The sequence below is a fragment of the Micromonospora sp. NPDC051925 genome (assembly GCF_044548625.1).
Lineage (GTDB): Bacteria > Actinomycetota > Actinomycetes > Mycobacteriales > Micromonosporaceae > Micromonospora.
This window is the reverse complement of the sequence record NZ_JBIUCH010000007.1, coordinates 288,359-308,450: the sequence shown is the minus strand read 5'-3', so window position 1 is coordinate 308,450 and position 20,092 is coordinate 288,359. Positions and strand designations below refer to the sequence as shown.

The 20,092-nt window shown below is 72.4% G+C and carries 24 protein-coding genes, 1 rRNA gene and 1 pseudogene; 14 read left to right on the top strand and 12 right to left on the bottom strand.

What is annotated here, in order from left to right; all coding sequences use genetic code 11:
• Together ACIG87_RS12260 and tyrS are read right to left on the bottom strand one after the other, a co-directional pair.
• Nucleotides 1–87, bottom strand: a 16S ribosomal RNA gene (locus tag ACIG87_RS12260); the annotation flags it as partial.
• A 769-nt stretch (nucleotides 88–856) separates the two neighbouring features.
• Nucleotides 857–2,149, bottom strand: a complete 1,293-nt coding sequence (gene tyrS, locus ACIG87_RS12255; protein ID WP_396850552.1) for a tyrosine--tRNA ligase — start codon at nucleotides 2,147–2,149, stop codon at nucleotides 857–859.
• A gap of 110 nt (nucleotides 2,150–2,259) precedes the next feature.
• Here tyrS and ACIG87_RS12250 point away from each other — a divergent pair, with 110 nt between their 5' ends.
• From ACIG87_RS12250 to ACIG87_RS12235, 4 genes are all read left to right on the top strand, one after another.
• Nucleotides 2,260–2,634: a PaaI family thioesterase gene (locus ACIG87_RS12250; protein ID WP_396850570.1), complete on the top strand. Its 375-nt coding sequence runs from the start codon at nucleotides 2,260–2,262 to the stop codon at nucleotides 2,632–2,634.
• Between the two features lie 131 nt (nucleotides 2,635–2,765).
• Nucleotides 2,766–3,992: an NRAMP family divalent metal transporter gene (locus ACIG87_RS12245; RefSeq protein ID WP_396850551.1), complete on the top strand. Its 1,227-nt coding sequence runs from the start codon at nucleotides 2,766–2,768 to the stop codon at nucleotides 3,990–3,992.
• On the top strand, nucleotides 3,989–4,366 hold the full coding sequence (locus ACIG87_RS12240; protein ID WP_396850550.1) for a hypothetical protein: 378 nt from the start codon (nucleotides 3,989–3,991) through the stop codon (nucleotides 4,364–4,366). Before ACIG87_RS12245 ends, ACIG87_RS12240 begins: the two co-directional genes overlap by 4 nt.
• Nucleotides 4,353–4,670, top strand: coding sequence for a PRC-barrel domain containing protein (locus tag ACIG87_RS12235; RefSeq protein WP_396850549.1), 318 nt, complete (start codon nucleotides 4,353–4,355; stop codon nucleotides 4,668–4,670). Before ACIG87_RS12240 ends, ACIG87_RS12235 begins: the two co-directional genes overlap by 14 nt.
• A gap of 129 nt (nucleotides 4,671–4,799) precedes the next feature.
• Here ACIG87_RS12235 and ACIG87_RS12230 read toward each other — a convergent pair whose 3' ends face one another.
• From ACIG87_RS12230 to ACIG87_RS12220, 3 genes are all read right to left on the bottom strand, one after another.
• Nucleotides 4,800–6,122, bottom strand: coding sequence for a hemolysin family protein (locus tag ACIG87_RS12230; protein ID WP_396850548.1), 1,323 nt, complete (start codon nucleotides 6,120–6,122; stop codon nucleotides 4,800–4,802).
• A gap of 270 nt (nucleotides 6,123–6,392) precedes the next feature.
• On the bottom strand, nucleotides 6,393–7,028 hold the full coding sequence (locus ACIG87_RS12225; protein ID WP_396850547.1) for a hypothetical protein: 636 nt from the start codon (nucleotides 7,026–7,028) through the stop codon (nucleotides 6,393–6,395).
• A 9-nt stretch (nucleotides 7,029–7,037) separates the two neighbouring features.
• Nucleotides 7,038–7,541: a GNAT family N-acetyltransferase gene (locus tag ACIG87_RS12220; protein ID WP_396850546.1), complete on the bottom strand. Its 504-nt coding sequence runs from the start codon at nucleotides 7,539–7,541 to the stop codon at nucleotides 7,038–7,040.
• 134 nt (nucleotides 7,542–7,675) lie between these two features.
• On the opposite strand from ACIG87_RS12220, the gene ACIG87_RS12215 reads away from it, so the two are divergent.
• From ACIG87_RS12215 to pflA, 3 genes are all read left to right on the top strand, one after another.
• Nucleotides 7,676–8,128, top strand: coding sequence for a hypothetical protein (locus ACIG87_RS12215; protein ID WP_396850545.1), 453 nt, complete (start codon nucleotides 7,676–7,678; stop codon nucleotides 8,126–8,128).
• Between the two features lie 148 nt (nucleotides 8,129–8,276).
• A complete protein-coding gene (pflB, locus tag ACIG87_RS12210) occupies nucleotides 8,277–10,520 on the top strand; it encodes a formate C-acetyltransferase (protein WP_396850544.1) in 2,244 nt (747 codons plus the stop codon).
• Nucleotides 10,517–11,299 (top strand): pyruvate formate-lyase-activating protein, encoded by a 783-nt coding sequence (gene pflA, locus ACIG87_RS12205; RefSeq protein ID WP_396850543.1) that lies wholly within the window; start codon nucleotides 10,517–10,519, stop codon nucleotides 11,297–11,299. The genes pflB and pflA overlap by 4 nt, the downstream gene beginning before the upstream one ends.
• 31 nt (nucleotides 11,300–11,330) lie before the next feature.
• On the opposite strand, the gene ACIG87_RS12200 is transcribed toward pflA, so the two are convergent.
• Entirely contained in the window at nucleotides 11,331–11,555 is a 225-nt protein-coding gene (locus ACIG87_RS12200) for a helix-turn-helix transcriptional regulator (protein ID WP_396850542.1), read from the bottom strand.
• 218 nt (nucleotides 11,556–11,773) lie between these two features.
• On the opposite strand from ACIG87_RS12200, the gene ACIG87_RS12195 reads away from it, so the two are divergent.
• Nucleotides 11,774–11,950: a hypothetical protein gene (locus ACIG87_RS12195; protein ID WP_396850541.1), complete on the top strand. Its 177-nt coding sequence runs from the start codon at nucleotides 11,774–11,776 to the stop codon at nucleotides 11,948–11,950.
• Nucleotides 11,947–12,252: pseudogene (locus tag ACIG87_RS12190) on the top strand (hypothetical protein); the annotation flags it as partial. The gene ACIG87_RS12195 and the pseudogene ACIG87_RS12190, both read left to right, overlap by 4 nt.
• Here ACIG87_RS12190 and ACIG87_RS12185 read toward each other — a convergent pair.
• The gene (locus ACIG87_RS12185) at nucleotides 12,251–12,721 is read right to left on the bottom strand and encodes a cyclic nucleotide-binding domain-containing protein (RefSeq protein ID WP_396850540.1); all 471 of its coding nucleotides are present in this window, start codon (nucleotides 12,719–12,721) and stop codon (nucleotides 12,251–12,253) included. The pseudogene ACIG87_RS12190 and the gene ACIG87_RS12185 sit on opposite strands and share 2 nt — an antisense overlap.
• A gap of 267 nt (nucleotides 12,722–12,988) precedes the next feature.
• On the opposite strand from ACIG87_RS12185, the gene ACIG87_RS12180 reads away from it, so the two are divergent.
• Nucleotides 12,989–13,867: a universal stress protein gene (locus ACIG87_RS12180; RefSeq protein ID WP_396850539.1), complete on the top strand. Its 879-nt coding sequence runs from the start codon at nucleotides 12,989–12,991 to the stop codon at nucleotides 13,865–13,867.
• A 70-nt stretch (nucleotides 13,868–13,937) separates the two neighbouring features.
• On the opposite strand, the gene ACIG87_RS12175 is transcribed toward ACIG87_RS12180, so the two are convergent.
• The 3 genes from ACIG87_RS12175 to ACIG87_RS12165 all read right to left on the bottom strand — a co-directional run bounded on the left by ACIG87_RS12175 (nucleotide 13,938) and on the right by ACIG87_RS12165 (nucleotide 16,173).
• Complete coding sequence (locus tag ACIG87_RS12175) at nucleotides 13,938–14,564, bottom strand: FMN reductase (RefSeq protein WP_396850537.1); 627 nt, start codon at nucleotides 14,562–14,564, stop codon at nucleotides 13,938–13,940.
• Nucleotides 14,561–15,718: an LLM class flavin-dependent oxidoreductase gene (locus tag ACIG87_RS12170; RefSeq protein ID WP_396850535.1), complete on the bottom strand. Its 1,158-nt coding sequence runs from the start codon at nucleotides 15,716–15,718 to the stop codon at nucleotides 14,561–14,563. The genes ACIG87_RS12175 and ACIG87_RS12170 overlap by 4 nt, the downstream gene beginning before the upstream one ends.
• Before the next feature lie 122 nt (nucleotides 15,719–15,840).
• Nucleotides 15,841–16,173 carry a hypothetical protein gene (locus ACIG87_RS12165; protein ID WP_396850534.1) on the bottom strand — a complete coding sequence of 111 codons (333 nt, stop codon included), beginning with the start codon at nucleotides 16,171–16,173 and terminating at the stop codon, nucleotides 15,841–15,843.
• Nucleotides 16,174–16,369: 196 nt separating this feature from the next.
• Here ACIG87_RS12165 and ACIG87_RS12160 point away from each other — a divergent pair, with 196 nt between their 5' ends.
• Both ACIG87_RS12160 and ACIG87_RS12155 read left to right on the top strand, forming a co-directional pair.
• Nucleotides 16,370–16,582 (top strand): type II toxin-antitoxin system HicB family antitoxin, encoded by a 213-nt coding sequence (locus tag ACIG87_RS12160; RefSeq protein ID WP_396850532.1) that lies wholly within the window; start codon nucleotides 16,370–16,372, stop codon nucleotides 16,580–16,582.
• Nucleotides 16,579–16,803, top strand: a complete 225-nt coding sequence (locus tag ACIG87_RS12155; protein WP_396850531.1) for a type II toxin-antitoxin system HicA family toxin — start codon at nucleotides 16,579–16,581, stop codon at nucleotides 16,801–16,803. The genes ACIG87_RS12160 and ACIG87_RS12155 overlap by 4 nt, the downstream gene beginning before the upstream one ends.
• Nucleotides 16,804–16,859: 56 nt before the next feature.
• Here ACIG87_RS12155 and ACIG87_RS12150 read toward each other — a convergent pair whose 3' ends face one another.
• Entirely contained in the window at nucleotides 16,860–17,465 is a 606-nt protein-coding gene (locus ACIG87_RS12150; protein ID WP_396850529.1) for a DNA-3-methyladenine glycosylase, read from the bottom strand.
• Nucleotides 17,466–17,576: 111 nt separating this feature from the next.
• Here ACIG87_RS12150 and ACIG87_RS12145 point away from each other — a divergent pair, with 111 nt between their 5' ends.
• Both ACIG87_RS12145 and ACIG87_RS12140 read left to right on the top strand, forming a co-directional pair.
• Nucleotides 17,577–17,747: a hypothetical protein gene (locus tag ACIG87_RS12145; RefSeq protein ID WP_396850528.1), complete on the top strand. Its 171-nt coding sequence runs from the start codon at nucleotides 17,577–17,579 to the stop codon at nucleotides 17,745–17,747.
• 426 nt (nucleotides 17,748–18,173) lie between these two features.
• Nucleotides 18,174–18,524 carry an MmcQ/YjbR family DNA-binding protein gene (locus ACIG87_RS12140; RefSeq protein WP_396850526.1) on the top strand — a complete coding sequence of 117 codons (351 nt, stop codon included), beginning with the start codon at nucleotides 18,174–18,176 and terminating at the stop codon, nucleotides 18,522–18,524.
• 83 nt (nucleotides 18,525–18,607) lie between these two features.
• On the opposite strand, the gene argH is transcribed toward ACIG87_RS12140, so the two are convergent.
• Entirely contained in the window at nucleotides 18,608–20,071 is a 1,464-nt protein-coding gene (gene argH, locus ACIG87_RS12135) for an argininosuccinate lyase (RefSeq protein ID WP_396850569.1), read from the bottom strand.
• Between the last annotated feature and the right edge of the window lie 21 nt (nucleotides 20,072–20,092).

Sequence of the window (20,092 nt, the reverse complement as noted above, 5' to 3'; positions counted from 1 at the left end):
GTACCCCGAAGGGCCTTTCCGCTCGACTTGCATGTGTTAAGCACGCCGCCAGCGTTCGTCCTGAGCCAGGATCAAACTCTCCAACAAAAACCTGTTGAACAGCATCCTGACAACAAAGTGTTGCCAAAGGAATCCCCACCAGACAGACCACAGCCTGCCCAGCACGGGGTATAAACAAATTGGCACTGGCTTATCAAGCACCCTGTTGAGTTCTCAAAGAACAACCACACACCACCCGAAAGCCCCACCACAGCAGGACCCCCGACCCGGGGTATCTCGTTCGCAGCACCCGGCGCTATCCGCACCAGGCACTTTTACTACGTTACCCGCTGATATCCGCCGTGTCAAACCGCTTCGTAGCGATCCACACCACTTCCACCACAATCCCGGGCACCACAATTAACCCGGCTCACACCGGACACCCTCGTGGTTTCCGCCAGGCCGGCCGCCGCGGTTTCCCGCCTGCTCGCCCGGTTCCCTGCCGGCGTCACACACTACCCGGTCGGCTTCGCCCCACCAAATCGGCCCCTGGCCGATCCGGGCACCGCCCGGCCCGTACTCCCAGGAGAACAACCCCTCGGAGCCGGCACCTCACACCGCGCTCCGGCCTTCAGGACTTTCGCCCTGTTTCGTCCGTTCCGCGCTGGCAGAGAGAAAGTTACGCGTCCAACGAGTTGATCGTCAAATCGGGTGAGCGCGTCCCACGTCACACTCGAGAAGCCGGGGGCAAGCTGTCCGGACGGGACAGGGGCCCGTCCGGACACCGGGGTCCGGTGCCGGACGGGCCGGGCCCGCCAGGGGTGACCGTGGGACCGGACGAAGCCCAGCTCAGGGGTTCAACACCCCGCGCAAAAGGTCAACGGCGCAGCTCGACGCCGGCGAAGGAGCGCTTACCCCGACGCAGCACCAGGTAGCGGCCGTGCAGCAGACCGGCGGGGTCGACGGTGGCGTCGACGTCGGTGACCCGGTTGTTGTTGACGTACGCGCCGCCCTCGGTGATCACCCGGCGGGCCTCCTTCAGACCACCGACCAGCCCCGAGTCGCGGAGCAACCCGGCCACGTCGGGCAGTTCGCCGGTGAGCACCACCAGGCCGGCCTCGGTCAACGCGGCGCGCAGCGTCTCCGGGGCGAGCTCGTCCAGCGAGCCACGGCCGAAGAGCGCCTGGCTGGCGGCGACCGCCTGTCGGGTCTCCCCGGCACCGTGGACCAGGGTGGTGAGCTCCTCGGCGAGAGCGCGTTGGGCGAGCCGGGCCGCCGGCCGTTCCGCCGTCTCCTTCTCCAGGGCCTCCAGCTCCTCGCGGGAGCGGAAGCTGAAGTAGCGCAGGTAGCGGGTGACGTCCCGGTCGTCGGCGTTGACCCAGAACTGGTAGAAGGCGTACGGGCTGGTCAGCTCCGGGTCGAGCCAGACCGCGCCACCCTCGGTCTTGCCGAACTTGGTGCCGTCCGACCTGGTGACCAGCGGGGTGGTGAAGGCCTGCACCGGGCCGGCCCCGCGTCGGCGGACGTAGTCGACGCCGGCGGTGATGTTGCCCCACTGGTCCGAGCCGCCGTACTGGAGCTGACAGCCGTGCCGGCGGTGCAGCTCGAAGAAGTCGTTGGCCTGGAGCAGCTGGTAGCTGAACTCGGTGAAGCTGATGCCGGTCTCCAGTCTGGCCCGCACCACCTCGCGGGCCAGCATCTTGTTGACCGGGAAGTGCTTGCCGACGTCCCGCAGGAACTCGACCACCGACATCTCGCCGGTCCACTCCAGGTTGTTGACCAGTCGCGCCGCGTTCTGCCCGTCGTACGACACGAAGGGCGCGAGCTGGTCGCGGATGCGCTGGACCCAGCCGGCCACCACCTCCGGCGAGTTGAGGGTGCGCTCGGCGTTCTCCTTCGGGTCGCCGATCTGCCCGGTGGCACCGCCCACCAGCAGCAGCGGACGATGCCCGGCGAGCTGGAGCCGGCGGGCGGTGGTGACCTGCATCAGGTGGCCGACGTGCAGGCTGGGCGCGGTCGGGTCGAAGCCCACGTAGAAGGTGGCCGCCCCGCCGTCGAGCAGTTCACGCAGTTCGTCGGGGCCGGTGGAGTCCTGGATCAGGCCCCGCCACCGCAGGTCTTCGGTCAGGGATTCCCGCCCGTGCGGGACGTTGCTCTCGGTCACGGTCACCGATTGTCCCCCATCGCCGACCTCGGGCCGTACCGGGTTTGCCGACCGGCGGGGCGGCTAGGCTGACGCGTCCCGTGAGGTGAGGAGGAACAACCGTGGAGATCCCAGAGATGACCGGTGGCCTGTTCGGTCTGCTGGGGCTGACGCTCGACGAGGCCAGCGCCGACCGGGTGGTGATCCGCTGGAAGGTCCGGCCCGAGCTGCTCCAGCCGGCCGGCATCGTGCACGGCGGCGTCTACTGCGCAGTGGTGGAGACCGTCGGCAGCTTCGGCGGCTCGATCTGGCTCGGCGACCGCGGCACGGTGGTCGGCGTGTCCAACCAGACGGACTTCCTCCGCGCGGTGCGCGAGGGCGAGCTGGTCGCGGTCGGTACCCCGGTGCACCGGGGTCGCAGCCAGCAGCTCTGGCAGGTGGAGATCACCGACACCGAGGGCCGGCTGGTCTCCCGTGGCCAGGTCCGGTTGCAGAACCTCACCGCGAGCTGACCCCGCCCGCACGACGATCCGCGGCGGGGATCGCGGCCGGTCGGGTGGGGCGGGCCTGACCGGTTTGCCCCATAGCGGGGTGCCAACGCCGATATCGTCGCCTCGATGACAGTTGCCGTCCCCCCTCCGACGTGAGGAAGCTCCTCGCCGCCACCCTCGGGGTGCTCTCGGCCATCGGGGGCTTCGTCGACATCGGCGACCTGGTGGCGGCGAGCCAGGCGGGGGCCCGTTTCGGCATGGCCCACGCCTGGGTGCTGGTGCTCGGGGTGGTCGGCATCTGCGCGTACGCGGAGATGGCCGGCCGGATCGCGGCGGTCAGCGGACGGGCGGTGTTCGACCTGGTCCGGGAGCGGTTGGGCCCCCGCGTCGCGCTGCTCAACCTGGCGGCGTCCTACCTGGTCACGGTGCTGACCCTGGCCGCCGAGCTGGGCGGGGTGGCGTTGGCGCTGCAACTGGCCTCCCGGGTGAGTTACCTGCTGTGGGTGCCGGTCGCGGCGTTCGCCGTCTGGCTGGTGCTGTGGCGGATGCGTTTCCAGCTGATGGAACGGGTGTTCGGGTTGGCCGGCCTGACCCTGCTGGTCTTCGCCCTGGCGCTGTTCTGGTTGCCGACCGACTGGGCGGCGCTCGGCCACGGCGCGCTGCACCCCGGCACGGCCGGCCAGGGCTGGGGGGCGTACTGGTTCGTGGCGGTGGCGCTGTTCGCCTCCACCGTCAGCCCGTACGAGGTGTTCTTCTTCTCCTCCGGCGGGGTGGAGGAGAACTGGAGCGCCGCCGACCTCGCCGACGCCCGGTCCAGCGTGCTGATCGGCTTCCCGGCCGGCGGCCTCCTGGCGTTGTCTCTGGTCGCCACGGCCACCGTGGTCTTCCACCCGGGCGGGGTGTCGCTGTCGACCCTCGACCAGGTCGCCCAGCCGGTGGTGCTGGCCTTCGGCGGGGTGGGGCTGGCGTTCGCCGCGCTGGCCTTCTTCGCGGTGACCTTCGGGGCCGCACTCGAGACCGGCCTGTCGGCGGCGTACGCGGCGGCGCAGTACTTCGGCTGGCAGTGGGGCAAGCGGGTCAGTCCCCGGGAGGCCGCCCGTTTCCACAGTGTGCTGCTGGTCAGCGTGCTGGCCGGGATGCTGCTGCTGTTCACCACGATCGACCCGATCCGGCTGACCGAGTACATGCTGGTCGCCAGCGCGGTGGTGCTGCCGCTGACGTACCTGCCGATTCTGATCGTCGCCAACGACCGGACGTACCTGGGGGACGACGTGAACGGGCCGTGGCTCAACCTGCTCGGCGCGGTGTTCCTGGTGGTGATCGTGGCGGCCTCGGTGACCGCCATCCCGCTGGCGATCGGGACGGGGATGGGACGGTGAGGATCCAGCTCGGCCGGCAACTGCTCGACCGGCAGATCGTCGACGCCGACGGGCTGCTGCTCGGCAAGGTCGACGACGTCGAGTTCGCCGTCGACGACCAGGGCCTTCCCTACGTGGCGTGCCTGCTGACCGGGCAGGGAGCGCTCGGTCGGCGGATCGGCGGCCGGGTCGGGCGGCTGCTGGTGGCGCTCGCCGACCGGTTCACCGAGGAGGCGTCGGCACCGCTGCGCATCCCGTTCGACCAGGTCGCCCGGATCGACAGCGCGGTCCGGCTGCACGCCCACGCCGACGAGCTGCCCCGCCCGCCGGTCGAGACCTGGCTGCGTCGGCACCTGATCGACCGGATCCCGGGAGCCGACCGTGCGAGCGGGTGAGCTGCTCGGCCGCACCGCGTACGACCTGCACGGTCGACGGCTGGGCCGGGTGGTGGACGTGGTGGTGCGGGGTGGTCTCCCGGACGGCCGGCTCCGGCTCACCGACGTGTTGGTGACCGCTCACTGGTGGAGCCGGGTGTGGGGCCGGCTGATCGGGGCGCAACGGCACCCGTCCGGCCCCTGGGCGATCCGGGTGACCGCGCGAACCCTGAGCCGGGAAACCCGCCAGTTCCCCGCCGACCAGATCCAGCTCCTGCCACCGGTGCCGGGCTTCCCGTTCGGCGACCCGTCCCCGCCGCGCTAGCTGGACACGGACCGGACCAGCCCGGACCAGCCCAGACCAGCGCGGACCGGACCGGACCAACTGGCCCGGCGCGGACCGGACCGGAGCAGCCGGCCCAGCGCGGACCGGAACAGCCCGGTGCGGGCGGGGTCAGGCGTGGGCTTCGTCTCGGAGGGGTTCCTGCTGGTCGGTGGGGGGTGCGGGCGGGGCGTGGTGCAGGCGGATCTGGGTGATGGCGCGCTGGTCGACGTCGGTGACGGTCAGCTCCCAGTCGTCGATGGTGACGCTCTCCCCGGCGACCGTGGGGATGTGCCCGAGGCAGGACAGCACCATCCCGGCGACGGTGGTGTAGTCGCCGGCCGGGCGGTTGGGCACCTCGACGCCGATGTCCGTCAGGTCGTGCACGGGGAAGGTGCCGGGCAGCACCAACGACCCGTCGGCCTCGGTGCGCACCGAGCGGACGTCCCGGTCGGTCTCGTCGTAGATCTCCCCGACGATCTCCTCCAGGATGTCCTCCAGGGTGACGATCCCGTCGACCGCGCCCCGCTCGTCCACCACCAGGGCGATGTGCTGCCGCTCCGCCTTGAACTGGCGCAACGCGTCCACCACCGGTAGCGAGTCGGGCAGCAGCATCGGCGGGCGGGCGCACTCGTCGACCGGCCGGTCGTCCGGCACCCCGACCAGGTCCCGCAGGTGGATCACACCGACCGCGTCGTCCAGGCCGCCGTGGCGGACCACCGGGGCCCGGGAGTGGCCGGTGGCGGCCAGCACCAGCCGGGCGGCCTCCGCGGTGGTCCCGCTGTCGAGCGTGAAGACCCGCAACCGGGGTACGAGCACCGCGCGCAGCTGCCGGTCGGCGATCTCCACCGCGCCGGCGATGATCGTCCGCTGTTCCTTGGTGAAGCCGTGGTTGCCGGCGACGATGTCGCGCAGCTCGTCCGGGCCGATCTCGTCGGGCTGCCGCTTGGGGTCCACCCCGGCGAAGCGGACCACCAGGTCGCTGGTGGCGCCGAGCAGCCACACCGCCGGCCGGGTGAAGCTGGACAGGATGTCCAGGGGGCGGGCCACCAGCAATGCCCACCGCTCGGCGCGCTGCATCGCGATCCGCTTCGGGGCCAGCTCGCCGAAGACCAGGGTGACGAAGGTCAGCGCCAGGGTCACCAGCACGATCGCTGCCGTCTCGGCGGCGCCGCCGAGGAAGCCGAGCAGCGGCATCAACGGTCTGGCCAGCGAGACCGCCGCGGCGGCCGAGGCCAGGAACCCGGCCAGGGTGATGCCGATCTGGATGGTGGCGAGGAATCGGTTCGGGTCCTTGGCCAGCCGGGCGAGCACCCGACCGGCCCGGCTGGTGCGTTCCAGCCGTTGCAGTTGGCTGTCCCGCAGCGACACCAGGGCCATCTCGCTGCCCGCGAAGATCGCGTTGAGCACCACCAGGACTCCGACCAGGGCCAACTGGCTCCAGTAGCTCTGCACGCCCGGCACTCTCCCTCAGGCGGTGGGCGTCGGCCACCGGGCCGACGCCGCTGGACGGAGGACCCGTCCGGCGTAGCCCAGTCTGTGCCCCACCGCGCGGTCCGCGAACCCTCCGCGCGCCGACGATCGTGACCGGGGGCACCTGCCCCGCACGACCCGTCCCCCACCCGTGCCCGACGGCCGGGGGTCAGGCTCGCCCGCGGCCGGCGGCCGGGCAGTGCCGCCAACGATGCCCGGAAGCACGCCCGGCCGGTGCGGGTGCTCGACGGGTCAGGCGCGCTCGGCGGCCGGCGTCAGGTCGAGCACGTACGCGTCGCCCTCGGGGCGGAAGCCGAGCCGGTGGTAGTAGGGGGCGACCATACCGGGCGGGCTGACCACCCGGCGGAAGCCCCGGTCGGTGAAGAGGCTGCTGCGACGGTAGACGAACTCGCCCGGGGTGAAGTCGCGGAACCGCCGGGTGACGTAGTCCAGGTCGATCTGGGCGATCCCGTCCGCCTCGGCGTGCGACAGCACCACCCCGACCACCTCGTCGGCGCGTACCACCAGGAACGCCGAGCGGTCCGCACCGGCCGGCGGCGGACGGAAGTCGGGGTTGAACCGGGCGATGTCGGCGGCGTGCACCCGCAGCGTGTGGGCCAGGAACTCGTCACCGACGCCCACCTCGACCACCTGGTAGGTCTGCTCGTCGTGCCGGGTGGCCAGCATCGAACGCAGGTACCATACGTTGATCACGGCGAGCACCACGTTCAGGCCGACCATCGGCCAGACCTGCACGGCGGCGTTGTAGCCGATCAGGATCAGGCAACCGACCAGGTTGAGGGCGCGCAGCCGCAGGAGGCCCGTCTGCAGCAGCGACCAGACCAGCAGCACGGAGCCGGCCCAGCCGACGAGTTCCAGCCAGTTCACCCCGCGAGACTAGTGCCCGCCCTGGTCATCCGGCACGGCGGGCAGCTCCAGCAGCCACTCCTCGACCTCCGTGCCCCGGCCGTCGGCGTACCCCGAGTCCTCGCCGACGACCACGAAGCCGCACTTGCGCAGCACCGCCAGGGAGGCCCGGTTGTCCTTCGCGGCGCGGGCGCGCACCGGCCGCTGCGGCAGCTCGCGCAGCAACGCGGACAGCGCGGCGGTGGCATGGCCGCGCCCCCAGCGGCGCGGGTCGATCCAGTAGCTGACCTCGGTGTGTTCGCCCACCGGGAAGGCCGCCACATGCCCGACCACGACCCCGTCGACGACCACGGTGCGGTTGACGATCCGCGGATCGGCGCGGATCCGGGCCCAGTGCGCGTCGAACGCCGCCCGGTCGGTCGGGTCAGCCGGACCGAACGCGGCCATCCAGGCCGCCTCGGGATCCTGTTCGTGGGCGAAGAAGTGCGGCAGGTCGTCGTCGCGCACCGGGCGTAGGCGCAGGTCGGCGGTCACCGCCGGAGAATACGCACCGGCACGACACCTCGGGACCTGTGGCCCGGTCGGCGCACCGTCCGGCCCTGCCGGCAGGCACCCGGCCGTTGCTACCAAGGAGGGGACAGGTCCGACCGGCAACAGGGGGCAGCACCATGACCGCGATCTTCAACCCGACCGGACCCGCTCCGCTGGGGCCGCCGCCGTTGCCCCGTACCCCGGCTGAGGCGGCGGGGCCGGCGGCGGCCGGGCCGGTGGGGCCGGTGCTGGCGCTGCCCGGCTCGCCGGCCGCCGCGCTGGTGCCGGTGACCCGCGACGGCCGGGCCGTGGGCGCGTTCGTGCTGGCCGGTGGGCGGGTCCGGTACCGGGCGCTGCCCGACCCGGACCGGGTGCTCGCCGCCGCGGCCGGAGCCGCCACCGTCGCCCTACTCACCGCCGCGGTGGCGGTGGTCGCCCGCCGCAGGCCGCCGGCGATCGGCACGGTGACCATGGGACCGGGCGGCTGGGTCAGCCTGCGCGGCGCCCGGGTGCCGGCACTGCGCCCGGCGACGCCCCGCCCGTGGTGGGCGCGGGTGCTACGGGCCCGCCGGCTGGTGGTGCAGCACTGACCGGTCCCCCGCCCGTGGGTCTTTGGTCCCGGGCGGGGGCGGTCCTGCGCCTCTGCCCGCCCGGGGGCGACCGGACGAGGCTGGGGGTGGAAGGGAAAGACCCCGACGACCCAGGTCGCCGGATTCGACCACTGCGGAAGGACCGATCATGACCGGCACCGCACATCTCGACCCGTGGCGTGGCTTCACCGGCGACGCCTGGCGCGACACCGTCGACGTGGCCGCGTTCGTTCGGGACAACCACGAGCCGTACACCGGGGACGCGTCGTTCCTCACCGGGCCGACCTGCCGCACCCTGGAGGTCTGGGGGACGCTGCGGTCGATGTTCGTCGAGGAGCGCCGACGCGGCGTGTACGACGTCGACGCGGCCACCCCGTCCACCATCACCGCCCACGCCCCCGGATACATCGACCGGGAGCGGGAGCTGATCGTCGGGTTGCAGACCGACGCGCCGCTGCGTCGGGCGATCATGCCGGCCGGCGGGCTGCGGATGGTGGAGACCGCGCTGAAGGCGTACGGCTTCGCCGCCGACCCACAGGTGCACCGGATCTTCACCACGTACCGCAGGACGCACAACGACGCGGTCTTCGACGCGTACCCGTCCGACGTGCTCGCCGCGCGCCGCTCGCATATCATCACCGGCCTGCCCGACGCGTACGGGCGGGGGCGGATCATCGGCGACTACCGGCGGGTGGCGCTCTACGGGGTGGACCGGCTGGTGGCCGAGCGGAAGGCGCTGAAAGCGGCGCTGGACGACCGGCCGTCGACCGACGAGGTGATCCGGGACCGGGAGGAGTTGGCCGAGCAGATCCGGGCCCTCGGTGAGCTGGCCCAGATGGCGGCGAGCTACGGCTACGACATCGCCGGCCCCGCAGGCACCGGTCGGGAGGCGATCCAGTGGTTGTACTTCGCCTACCTGGCCGCCACCAAGGAGCAGAACGGCGCGGCGATGTCGCTGGGGCGTACCGCCGGGTTCGTCGACGTCTACCTGCGGCGGGACCTCGCCGAGGGGCGGCTGACCGAGATGGACGCCCAGGAGCTGGTCGACGACTTCGTGATCAAGCTGCGGATCGTCCGGTTCCTGCGCACCCCCGAGTACGACCAGCTCTTCTCCGGTGACCCGACCTGGGTGACCGAGGCGCTGGGTGGGATGGGCGTCGACGGCCGACCGCTGGTCACCCGGACCAGCTTCCGCTACCTGCAGACCCTCTACAACCTCGGTCCCGCGCCGGAGCCGAACCTGACCGTGCTCTGGTCGCCCCGGCTGCCGGCGGGGTTCAAGCGGTTCTGCGCCCAGGTGTCGCTGGACACCAGCGCCATCCAGTACGAGAACGACGAGCTGATCCGGCCCGCGTACGACGACGACACCGCGATCGCGTGCTGCGTGTCGGCGATGCGGGTGGGCCGGGACATGCAGTTCTTCGGGGCGCGGGCCAACGTCGCCAAGGCCCTGCTGTACGCGATCAACGGGGGCCGCGACGAGATCAGCGGGGAGCAGGTCGCCCCGGCGACCCCGCCGGTCGGCGGGGAGACCCTCGACTACGCCGAGGTGCTGGCCGCGTACGAGCACACCCTGGACTGGCTGGCCGAGACGTACGTGGACGCGCTGAACGTGATCCACCACCAGCACGACCGGTACGCCTACGAGCGGCTGGAGATGGCCCTGCACGACCACCCGGTGCGCCGGTTCATGGCCACCGGCATCGCCGGGCTCTCGGTGGCGGTGGACAGCCTCGCCGCGATCCGGTACGGCACGGTCAAGGTGCTGCGCGACGACACCGGCCTGGCGATCGACTACCTGGTGGAGGGGGAACCGCCGAGGTACGGCAACAACGACGAGCGGGCCGACGCGATAGCGGTGTGGCTGACCGAGACGTTCGCCGCGAAGCTGCGCCGGCAGCGCACCTACCGCGACGCGGAGCTGACCATGTCGGTGCTGACCATCACCTCGAACGTGGTGTACGGCAAGCACACCGGCAACACCCCGGACGGCCGGCGGGCCGGTGAGCCGTTCGCCCCGGGTGCGAACCCGATGAACGGCCGGGACACCCACGGGCTGGTGGCCGCCGCGCTGTCGGTGGCGAAGCTGCCGTACCACGCCGCCCGCGACGGCATCTCGCTGACCTCGACGGTGACCCCGGACGGGTTGGGGCACACCCGGTCCGAGCGGATCGACAACCTGGCCGGGGTGCTCGACGGCTACACCGACGCCGGTGGGTTCCACCTGAACGTCAACGTGCTGGACCGGGCCACCCTGGTCGACGCGATGGAGCACCCGGAGCGCTACCCGCAGCTGACCGTGCGGGTGTCCGGGTACGCGGTGAACTTCGTCCGGCTCACCCGGGAGCAGCAGCAGGACGTGGTGTCCCGGACCTTCCACGGGTCGCTGTGACCGTCCGGCCCGGTCACGCCGTCGTCACCGCCGCCGGGCGGGGCGGGGGCGTGACCGGGGCGGTGCACTCGTGGGACGTGTCGGTCGGGGTGGACGGGCCGGGCACCCGGTTCGTGGCCTTCCTGGCCGGCTGCCCGCTGCGCTGCCGGTACTGCCACAGCCCGGACACCTGGTACCGGCGCAGCGGCCGGCACCGGACGGTGGACGAGCTGATGGCGGACATCGCGCCGTACCGACGGTTCATCTCGGTGGCCGGCGGCGGGGTGACGCTCAGCGGTGGCGAGCCGCTGATGCAACCCCGGTTCACCGGTGAGGTGCTGCGCCGCTGCCACGACCTGGGCCTGCACACCGCGCTGGACACCTCCGGCTTCCTCGGCGTCCGCGCCGACGACGCCCTGCTCGACGCCACCGACCTGGTGCTGCTGGACGTCAAGTCGTGGGATCCGGCGACGTACCGGCGGGTCACCCGCACCGGCTCGGTCACCCCGACGCTGCGCTTCGGTCGGCGGCTGGCCGAGCGGGGCACCCCGATCTGGATCCGGTTCGTGCTGGTGCCCGGCCTCACCGACGCCGAGGCGAACGTGGCCGGCATCGCCGACTTCGCCGCCGGGCTGGCCACCGTGCAGCGGGTCGAGGTGCTGCCCTTCCACCGGCTCGGCGCGCACAAGTACGCCGAGCTGGGGCTGACCTTTCCGCTCGCGCGGACGGAACCGCCCACCCCGGAGCTGGTGGCCCGGGTCCGGGGCCAGTTCGCCGCCCGCGGCCTGACCGTCACCTGACCCGGCCCGCCACCGCCACGGTCGGGGCTGGTCAGCCCTGCTCGTCCTCGTCCGCCGGGGGCTTGGGGCGACGGTGGTCCCGGATGTACGCCTCGACGTCGGACCGCAGCCACACCGCGCCGCCGATCAACTTCTGAAACGGCGCGGGGAACTTGGGCAGCAGGATGATCTGCCGGAATCGGGATCTGCTCACGCCCAGCATCTGCTGGATCTCAGCGGCCCCGACGAGCGGCCCCGGGACCTCTTCCTCGCCCATGACCCCGAAGGTATGCACAGTGAGTCCTACCCCTCAGGGCCTGCCTTACACGACCCATTCCAGGAGGCAGGGCTTGCAGGGCACGCCTTGCAGGGCCTGCCCTAGTTGACAGGTGGTAGCTGAGGGTGTGGAATCGGTGACGCGGTGCCTCCGCCCTGGTGGAGCTGGGCTCGGTGGGGCGGGGTGCCGCGAAGACCCCGACACCCCCGGGAGACGGAATGCAGGGACACCGCGAGACACCGCTCCTGGTCGAGCTGGCCTGGCGCTGCCTGGACCACCACCGCCACGCGCGATGCGAGAAGTGCGCCGAGACCGGCTTCTGCCCGGTGGCGGAGGCCGCCCGTACCCGGATCAGGACCTGGCGCAGGTACCGCAGCGTGTTCGGTCGGCGATGACCGCGCCCCTGCCGAAGGCGGGTGACCTGCTCCAGGTGACCCGCGCGGCCAGCATCCAGTTCATCAGGCCGATCCGGTTCCGGGTGATCCGCGTGCTCGACTGGCCGACCTACGACGGCTGGGTCTGGCTCGACGGGTACCAGCTCGACGCCAAGGGCGACGCGGTGTCCCGCCGGTCGATCTTCGTACAACCGGCGGGGTTGGTCATTGCCCGACGGACCACCCCGACGCCACCGACGCAGTCCAGGCCGACGACGCGGTCCGGGGCGACGACGTCGGGAGGGTCGACGCCCGTCCGGGTCAGCTCGCCGACGAGGTCGGGTAGCCGTACAGGTCGAGCAGGCGTCCCCGGGACGCCTGGAGCCGGTCCACCACCACGCTCATGAACCGGGTGGTGAGCTGCCGGCCCAGGGCGTCGTCGGACTCCATCAGCCGACGCACCCCCTCGGCGGTGAACTCCACAGTGGTGGTCCGTCGGGCGGCGACCGCACCGAACTGCCAGCGGTACGGCGGGAACAGCCACGACCAGCCGAGCACCCCGCCCGGCCCGATCGACTCGATACCCACGTCGCCGCGCCCGGGTACCGGGAAGTCCAGCGCCACCGCGCCGCCGCGTACCAGCCAGAACCGTTCCGCCGGCTGGCCGGCGCGGAACAGCCGGTGGCCGGGGTGCCAGACCACCGGCCGGGCGTACCCGGTCAACCGGGGCAGCCACTGCGGCGGCAGACCGGCGAGAAAAGGGTGCTCGGTGAGCATCTCCAAGGGGGTCATCGGGGTGCCCTTCGGCCGGAAGCTCCTCGTCGGTCGTCCTCGCCTCCATGACACTCCCGTCGGCGGCGACACGGCAGGGCCGTTGGTCCCGACCTGCGGGCACATCGCCTCTGCTCCGCCGGACCGGGTGGCGGGAGGGTCGAACGGGACGGCGTGCCGGGGACACGCCACAGAAGGCGGAGCGGCGGACAGCGGCACGCCCGGCCAGGTCACCCTGCCGGCGTGGGCGGGCCGCCACGTCGACAATGAGCTGAGCCGACCCTGGGAGTGCTGATGAACCGACCGGTAGTGGTGGGCGTGGACGGATCGCCGGCCAGCCTGGCCGCCGCGGAGCAGGCCGCGCACGCGGCCACGCTCAGGTCCGCGCCGCTGCACCTGGTGCACGGCTACCTGCACCCGCTCGGCTACGGCGTGCCGCTGAACCCGTACGACCTGGGGGTGCCGGCGCCGTCGGAGGAGGCGCAGCGGATGTTGGAGCGCACCGCCGCCGAGCTGGCCGGCCGGTGGTCGGGGCTGGCGGTGCAGGCGCGTCAGGTGGCCGGTGGGGCGGGCGCGACGCTGGTCGAGGAGTCCCGGCGGGCCGCCCTGGTGGTGGTCGGCAGCCGGGGCCTGGGCGGCTTCGCCGGGCTGCTGCTCGGCTCGGTCGGCGCGCAGGTCGCCGCGCACGCGTACTGCCCGGTGCTGGTGGTACGCCCGGAGGCGCAGCCGATGGTGGCCGACGGGCCGGTGCTGGTGGGTGTGGACGGCTCGCCGGCGGCCGGGGTGGCCGCCGACCAGGCCGCCGCCGAGGCGGTCCGGCGTGGTGTCCCGTTGGTGCTGGTGCACGTCGGCCCGCCCCCGCAGGACCGGGAGGTGCCCGACGAGGTGGAGGAGTCCGACGCCGCGCACCGGGCGCACGCCGTGCGGCTGCTCGCCGAGGCGTCCGCCGCGGTCCGCGCCGACCACCCGGACGTGGTGCTGCGGGAGCATCCGGTCCGGGCGGCCGGGGTGGCGCAGGGCCTGATCGAGGCGAGCGGCACGGCGTCGGTGCTGGCTGTCGGCACCCGGGGGCGGGGTGGCTTCACCGGCCTGCTGCTGGGTTCGATCAGCCAGGCGGTGGTGCAGCACGCCCACTGCCCGGTGCTGGTGGCCCACCCGTACCGGTGACGGTCAGCCCGCCGGGGCGGCCTTACGGCCGGTGGGCCGCTCGGCAGCGGCCCACCGGCCATCGGCGGGATCAGCCCTCCCGGCCGCCGCCGAGGAGTTCGGCGAAGTCGGTGGTGAGGGCGAACGGGTCGGCGTGGCCGGTGGCCGGTGGCCGCCGGTCGACCTGGTCGGCCAGTTCCAGGCCGGCACGGCGGATGCGGGCCCGCAGCGCGTCGTCGGCGGTGCCGCCGGACCAGTCCTCCGGTGCGGCGAAGACCGACGTCGGCAGCACCACCGCGCGCAGGTAGCCGAACATCGGCCGGACGGCGTGCTCCAGGGCGAGGGAGTGCCGGGCGGTGCCGCCGGTCGCGCCGATCAGCACCGGCCGGTCGACCAGCGCCTGTGCGTCCACCACGTCGAAGAAGGACTTGAACAGCCCGTTGTACGACGCGTTGAAGATCGGCGTGACGGCGATGATGCCGTCGGCCCCGGTCACCGCGTCGAGGGCGGCCCGCAGCTCGGTCGACGGGAAGCCGGTGAGCAGGTTGTTCACCACGTCGTGGGCGTGGTCGCGCAGCTCGACCACCCGCAGCTCCACCTCGTCGCCGCGCCGGACCAGCTCGTCGCGGGCCGCCGCGGCGAGCTGGTCGGCGAGCAGCCGGGTGGACGAGGGCTGGCCCAGGCCCGCCGACACCACGGCCAGGGTGCGCCGGGTCATCGGCCGCCCTCCGTCCCGGCACCGGCCAGGTCGTCGGCCCCGGCCGGGTCGGTGGCCCCACGGGTGGCCAGTTCGTCGGCGGCGTCGCGGGCGGCGACCAGCGACGCGTGGGTGGGCGCGACCGGCACGTGCGCCGGGCGCAGCGCATCGAACTCCTTGCGCAGCACCGGGACGACCTCCTCGCCGAGCAGGTCGAGCTGCTCCAGCACGGTCTTCAGGGGCAGCCCGGCGTGGTCCAACAGGAACAGCTGGCGCTGGTAGTCGCCGACGTACTCCCGGAAGCCGAGGGTACGGTCGATGACCTGCTGCGGGCTGCCCACGGTCAGCGGGGTCTGCCGGGTGAACTCCTCCAGCGACGGCCCGTGCCCGTAGACGGGGGCGTTGTCGAAGTACGGCCGGAACTCGCGGACCGCATCCTGGGAGTTGCGCCGCATGAACACCTGCCCGCCGAGGCCGACGATGGCCTGCTCGGCAGAGCCGTGACCGTAGTGGGCGAAGCGCTGCCGGTAGAGGTCGACCATCCGCTGGGTGTGCTCCTTCGGCCAGAAGATGTGGTTGGCGAAGAAGCCGTCACCGTAGTACGCGGCCTGCTCGGCGATCTCCGGGCTGCGGATCGAGCCGTGCCAGACGAACGGCGGAACACCGTCGAGCGGGCGCGGGGTCGAGGTGAACGACTGCAACGGGGTACGGAACTTGCCCTGCCAGTCGACCACGTCCTTACGCCAGAGCCGGTGCAGCAGCTCGTAGTTCTCGACGGCGAGCCGGATGCCGTTGCGGATGTCCTGCCCGAACCACGGGTAGACCGGACCGGTGTTGCCACGCCCCATCATCAGGTCCACCCGGCCGTCGGCCAGGTGCTGGAGCATGGCGTAGTCCTCGGCGATCTTCACCGGGTCGTTGGTGGTGATCAGCGTGGTCGAGGTGGACAGCAGCAGCCGCTCGGTACGGGCGGCGATGTGCCCCAGCATGGTGGTCGGCGACGAGGGGACGAACGGGGGGTTGTGGTGCTCCCCGGTGGCGAAGACGTCCAGGCCGACCTCTTCGGCCTTGAGCGCGATGGTCACCATCGCCTTGATCCGCTCGTGCTCGGTCGGCTCCCGTCCGGTGGTCGGGTCGACCGTGACGTCGCCGACGGTGAAGACTCCGAACTGCATGACCAGCTCCTCGCGTCTGAGATTCCGGGACCGTCGTGGCACCCGGACGTCGCGCACAACCTATTTGACGAGTCAACTATTCCGGCGGCGACGGTGCCCGGGGTGGCGCCGGTCACCCCCGCTCAGGCCGTCGGCGACTCCTCGTCCCCCCTGGTGACGTCGGTCCCCGCCGGCCCGGACCCGGCCGGCGGCGGAGCGTCGTGGGACGGCGTGACCGGCGGCGGGCCGGGGTGGGACGGGGCCGCTGGCGGCGGGCCGGGGTACGGCTGGCCGGTGGGCGGGCCGTACCGGGTCGGGTCGGCCGGCGGCCACGGCCGGGCCGGGGGTGGGGACGGGCGGCGACGGCCGAGCTGCACCGCCACCACGACGACCACGGCCAACACCAGCATCGCCAGCAGCGGGATGGCCACGCAGGCCAGCCGGCCGACCAGCACCCCGGCGTCGTGTGCGTCCATCTCCGTTACCTCCACGCTCGCGATGAGCGCGAATGCTAACCAATCCCGCCGGGAACGGGCGGCCCCCATCACCGAGTTCCATCCGCCACGACGGCGGAGAACTGCGCTGGACCTGCGGTCGAAGAGGCACCGGCGATGCACGGAACCCTCGGTGTACTCGTAGGATGGACACGACCTGGATTCCTGGGAGGGTGGAATGGTGAGAACGTTCACGGCCGCTGTTCATCAGGAAGAGGACTGGTACGTCGCTCGTTGCCTCGAACTCGACGTGGCAAGCCAGGGCGAGTCGCTCGACGAGGCACTCGTCAACCTGCGGGAGGCCGTCGAGGCGTACCTCGATGAAGTTTCGCAGCCGACCATCGAACCGACCCCTCTGGTGACCTCCTTCCAGGTAGGAAGAGCTGCGTGAGTCCGGCGCTGGCCGACCTGCCACTCCGCAGGGTGATCGCCGGGCTCACGAAGGCCGGTTTCGATCACGTCAGGACCAGAGGGAGCCACGCGGTGTACCGCAACTCCGCAGGAAACGTGGTGGTGGTTCCGAACCACAGCACGATCAAGCGCGGCACCCTCGCTTCCATCCTCCGCCAAGCGGGGCTGACAGCGGCGGAGTTCGAGCAGTTGATCAGCTGAGCGGGTCGCGACGAGCCGACCCCGCCACCCCCGTGAGCGCCGATAGCCGAGCCGGGTCAGATCCGTCGGCGGAGAACATGCCGGCGGTAGGGGCTGACCGTCGGGTCGCCGGTGATCCAGAAGCGCCACGGCACGTCGTGGGCGGCGGCCACGCCGACCCGGGGGCCGGCGGAGACCTCCGCGCGGGAGACCGGGCGGGTCGGCGGGCTCAGCAGCAGGGGGCCGCTCCCGTCGAGCACGCAGGTGCCGTTCGCCGACGCGGTGACGCCGAGCGCGACGGCCAGCCGGGCCGGCCCCCGGGCCAGGTCCCGGTCGGCGACGTCCCCCCGGCGCTCGCGGGCGATCGGCAACCCGTCGACCACCGCACCGGCCCGCAACAGGACCGCCGCCGCCTCACCCTCGCCGCCGCAGACGATGTTGAGACACCAGTGCATGCCGAACACGAAGTACATGTAGGCGTGCCCGGCCGGGCCGAACATCACCCTGGTCCGGGGGGTGGGTCCACGGTGGGCGTGCGACGCCGGGTCCTCGCCGGTGCCCGCGTACGCCTCGACCTCGGTCAGCCTGATCCGGACGCCGCCGGCGGCGAGTTCCCAGCCGAGCAGCGCCTGCGCCGTCCCGGCCACCTCGGCGGCCGGGGCACGCAACCACGGGTAGTCCACCCGTCCAGGTAACGCCCTACGGCAGAGATCGGCAAACCGACGGCGGCGGCCACGCAGCGGTCACGGGACGCCGACGAGGAGCCTGTCGACGAAGCGGACCTCACCGCCGCGTTGACCCTGCTGCCACACCTGCGCGCCGAACTCGACGTGCTGGAGGCAGGGCTGCTGACGCGCGCCCGCGCCCGCGGACTGACCTGGCAGGCGATTGCGTACGGGCTCGGCCTGGGCAGCGCCCAGGCCGCCAAGCAACGCTACGAACGCCTGGCCGCCCGCACCACCTGACCCGGCGGGGATACGGATCGCGGTTCGCTACTGGGAGTAGCAGCCGTGCAGCCACACCATCATCCCCGACCTCACTTTGCTCTGCTGCCCTCGAAGCGACAGGCACCCAAAGTCATGCTTCCCGACCCGAGCCGTGACACGATCCCCAGCTATCCCCGCTGGACAACGATGTGGTGCATGGAGGGCAGCAGAGCAAAGGATGAGAAGGGGGCAAGGTGTTGGCGGGGTGGGCGTTGCTCTGCGTGATCGACCTTCCCTGCTCACTCACCGCAACCAGCGATGACGCCGACAGCGTCAGCGGGAGCCGCCCGGCATCGAGCCGCGCCGGTCAGACCCGCACCATCATCGCGTTCCACTTCGGCCGACCAGCCGGAGCAGGCCGGTTCGGGGAGACTGGGCCGACGACCACTGCACCGGGAGGACACGATGACGCGCGAGGAGATGCTGGCGTACTGCCTCGGCAAGCCGGGCGCCTGGCTGGACCGGCCCTGGGAGGACGACGAGGTGGTGAAGGTGGGCAGTCGGATCTTCGCGTTCCTCGGCGCGCCGGACGGCACGGCACGGATCGGGGTGAAGTGCGGCCCGAGCCGGGAGGTCGCCGACGAGTGGCTGCACCGGTTCCCCGCCGCCGCCCGACCGATGCCGTACGTCGGCCGCTCCGGCTGGAACTCGCTGGATCTGGACGCCGGAATTCCCGACGACGAGCTGGTCGAGGCGGTGGACGGCTCGTACGACACGGTGGTGGCGAAGCTGCCCCGGCGCGAACGCCCCGCCTGACGACCGGCCGCCCCGGCCAGCTGCCGCAACGACGGCGCGGCGCGCGGGAAGCCCCGCGCGCCGCGTCCGACCTGGCCGAGATCTCAGCGGGGTACGACCCGCTCGGCGGCCCACTCCCGCCAGCCGGCCAGTTGGTCCGCCGCGGCGGCGAGCTGGTCGGCGACCGGGCCGGGGCCGGTGGAGCCGGGGGTGATCCGGGCGGCCAGCGCCGAACGGACCGACAGCACGTCACGCACCGACGGGTCGAGGTGCTCGCTGACCGCCGCCAGGTCGGCGTCGGAGACCTCGTCGAGGGCGCAGTCCCGGGCCACGCAGAGCGCCACCAGCTTGCCGGTGATCTCGTGCGCGTCGCGGAACGGCACGTTGCGCCGGACCAGCCAGTCGGCGACCTCGGTGGCGAGCGAGAAGCCGACCGGCGCGGCGGCGACCAGGCGGTCCACCCGCACCGTCATCGTGGAGATCATCCCGGCCAGCGCCGGGAGCAGCAGCTCCAGGGTGTCGACCGCGTCGAAGGCCGGTTCCTTGTCCTCCTGCATGTCCCGGTCGTAGGTCATCGGCAGGCCCTTGAGCATGGTGAGCACGCTCATCAGCCCGCCGACCAGCCGACCGGACTTGCCCCGGGCCAGCTCGGCGATGTCCGCGTTCTTCTTCTGCGGCATGATCGACGAACCGGTGGCGAACGCGTCGTCCAGCTCGACCCAGCCGAACTCGTGTGACGTCCAGAGCACCACCTCCTCGCCGAGGCGGGACAGGTGCACCCCGACCAGCGCGGTGACGAAGAGGAACTCGGCGACGAAGTCCCGGTCGGCGACCGCGTCCATCGAGTTGGCGAAGGACGTCCGGAAACCCAGCTCCTTGGAGACGGCCACCGGGTCCAGCGGCAGACCGGAACCGGCCAGTGCGCCGGCCCCGAGCGGGCTGATCGCCGTCCGGTAGTCCCAGTCGCGCAGCCGCTCCAGGTCGCGCAGCAGCGGCTGGACGTGGGCCAGCAGCCAGTGCCCGAAGGTGACCGGCTGGGCGTGCTGGAGGTGGGTCATCCCCGGCGCGGCGGTGTCGACGTGCCGCTCCGCCTGCTCCACCAGGGCCTCGGCCAGCTCGACCAGCCGGGCGGCCACCCCCCGGGCGTGATCCCGCAGGTAGAGCCGCAGGTCGGTGGCGACCTGGTCGTTGCGGGACCGGCCGGCGCGCAGCTTGCCACCGAGGCTGCCGAGCCGTTCCAGCAGGCCCCGCTCCAGCGCGGTGTGCACGTCCTCGTCGTCGATGGTCGGGCGGAACTGCCCGGACGCGCAGGCCGCCTCCAGGTCGTCCAGCGCGGCCAGGATGCGACCCAGTTCGTCGGGGTCGAGCAGCCCCGCGCCCGCCAGCACCCGGGCGTGCGCCCGGGAACCGGCGATGTCGTACGGGGCGAGACGCCAGTCGAACTGGACGCTCACCGACAGCCGCGCAAGGGCCTCGGCGGGGCCGCCGGCGAACCGGCCTCCCCACAGGCTCGTCCGGTTGGTGGCGGCACTGTTCTCGGTCAGGCTCTTGTCGTCCACGCCGCTCATTCTGGCAGTGCTCACCTTTCG

Bases quoted from the DNA above. Each gene is read 5' to 3' on its own strand.
- ACIG87_RS12195 (WP_396850541.1), top strand. From the start codon at position 11,774: ATGCAGGGACACCGCGAGACACCGCTCCTGGTCGAGCTGGCCTGGCGC.
- ACIG87_RS12140 (WP_396850526.1), top strand. From the start codon at position 18,174: ATGACGCGCGAGGAGATGCTGGCGTACTGCCTCGGCAAGCCGGGCGCC.
- ACIG87_RS12160 (WP_396850532.1), top strand. From the start codon at position 16,370: ATGGTGAGAACGTTCACGGCCGCTGTTCATCAGGAAGAGGACTGGTAC.
- ACIG87_RS12215 (WP_396850545.1), top strand. From the start codon at position 7,676: ATGACCGCGATCTTCAACCCGACCGGACCCGCTCCGCTGGGGCCGCCG.
- ACIG87_RS12170 (WP_396850535.1), bottom strand. From the start codon at position 15,718: ATGCAGTTCGGAGTCTTCACCGTCGGCGACGTCACGGTCGACCCGACC.
- pflB (WP_396850544.1), top strand. From the start codon at position 8,277: ATGACCGGCACCGCACATCTCGACCCGTGGCGTGGCTTCACCGGCGAC.
- ACIG87_RS12200 (WP_396850542.1), bottom strand. From the start codon at position 11,555: ATGGGCGAGGAAGAGGTCCCGGGGCCGCTCGTCGGGGCCGCTGAGATC.
- ACIG87_RS12165 (WP_396850534.1), bottom strand. From the start codon at position 16,173: ATGGACGCACACGACGCCGGGGTGCTGGTCGGCCGGCTGGCCTGCGTG.
- ACIG87_RS12250 (WP_396850570.1), top strand. From the start codon at position 2,260: ATGACCGGTGGCCTGTTCGGTCTGCTGGGGCTGACGCTCGACGAGGCC.
- ACIG87_RS12175 (WP_396850537.1), bottom strand. From the start codon at position 14,564: ATGACCCGGCGCACCCTGGCCGTGGTGTCGGCGGGCCTGGGCCAGCCC.
- argH (WP_396850569.1), bottom strand. From the start codon at position 20,071: ATGAGCGGCGTGGACGACAAGAGCCTGACCGAGAACAGTGCCGCCACC.
- ACIG87_RS12185 (WP_396850540.1), bottom strand. From the start codon at position 12,721: ATGACCCCCTTGGAGATGCTCACCGAGCACCCTTTTCTCGCCGGTCTG.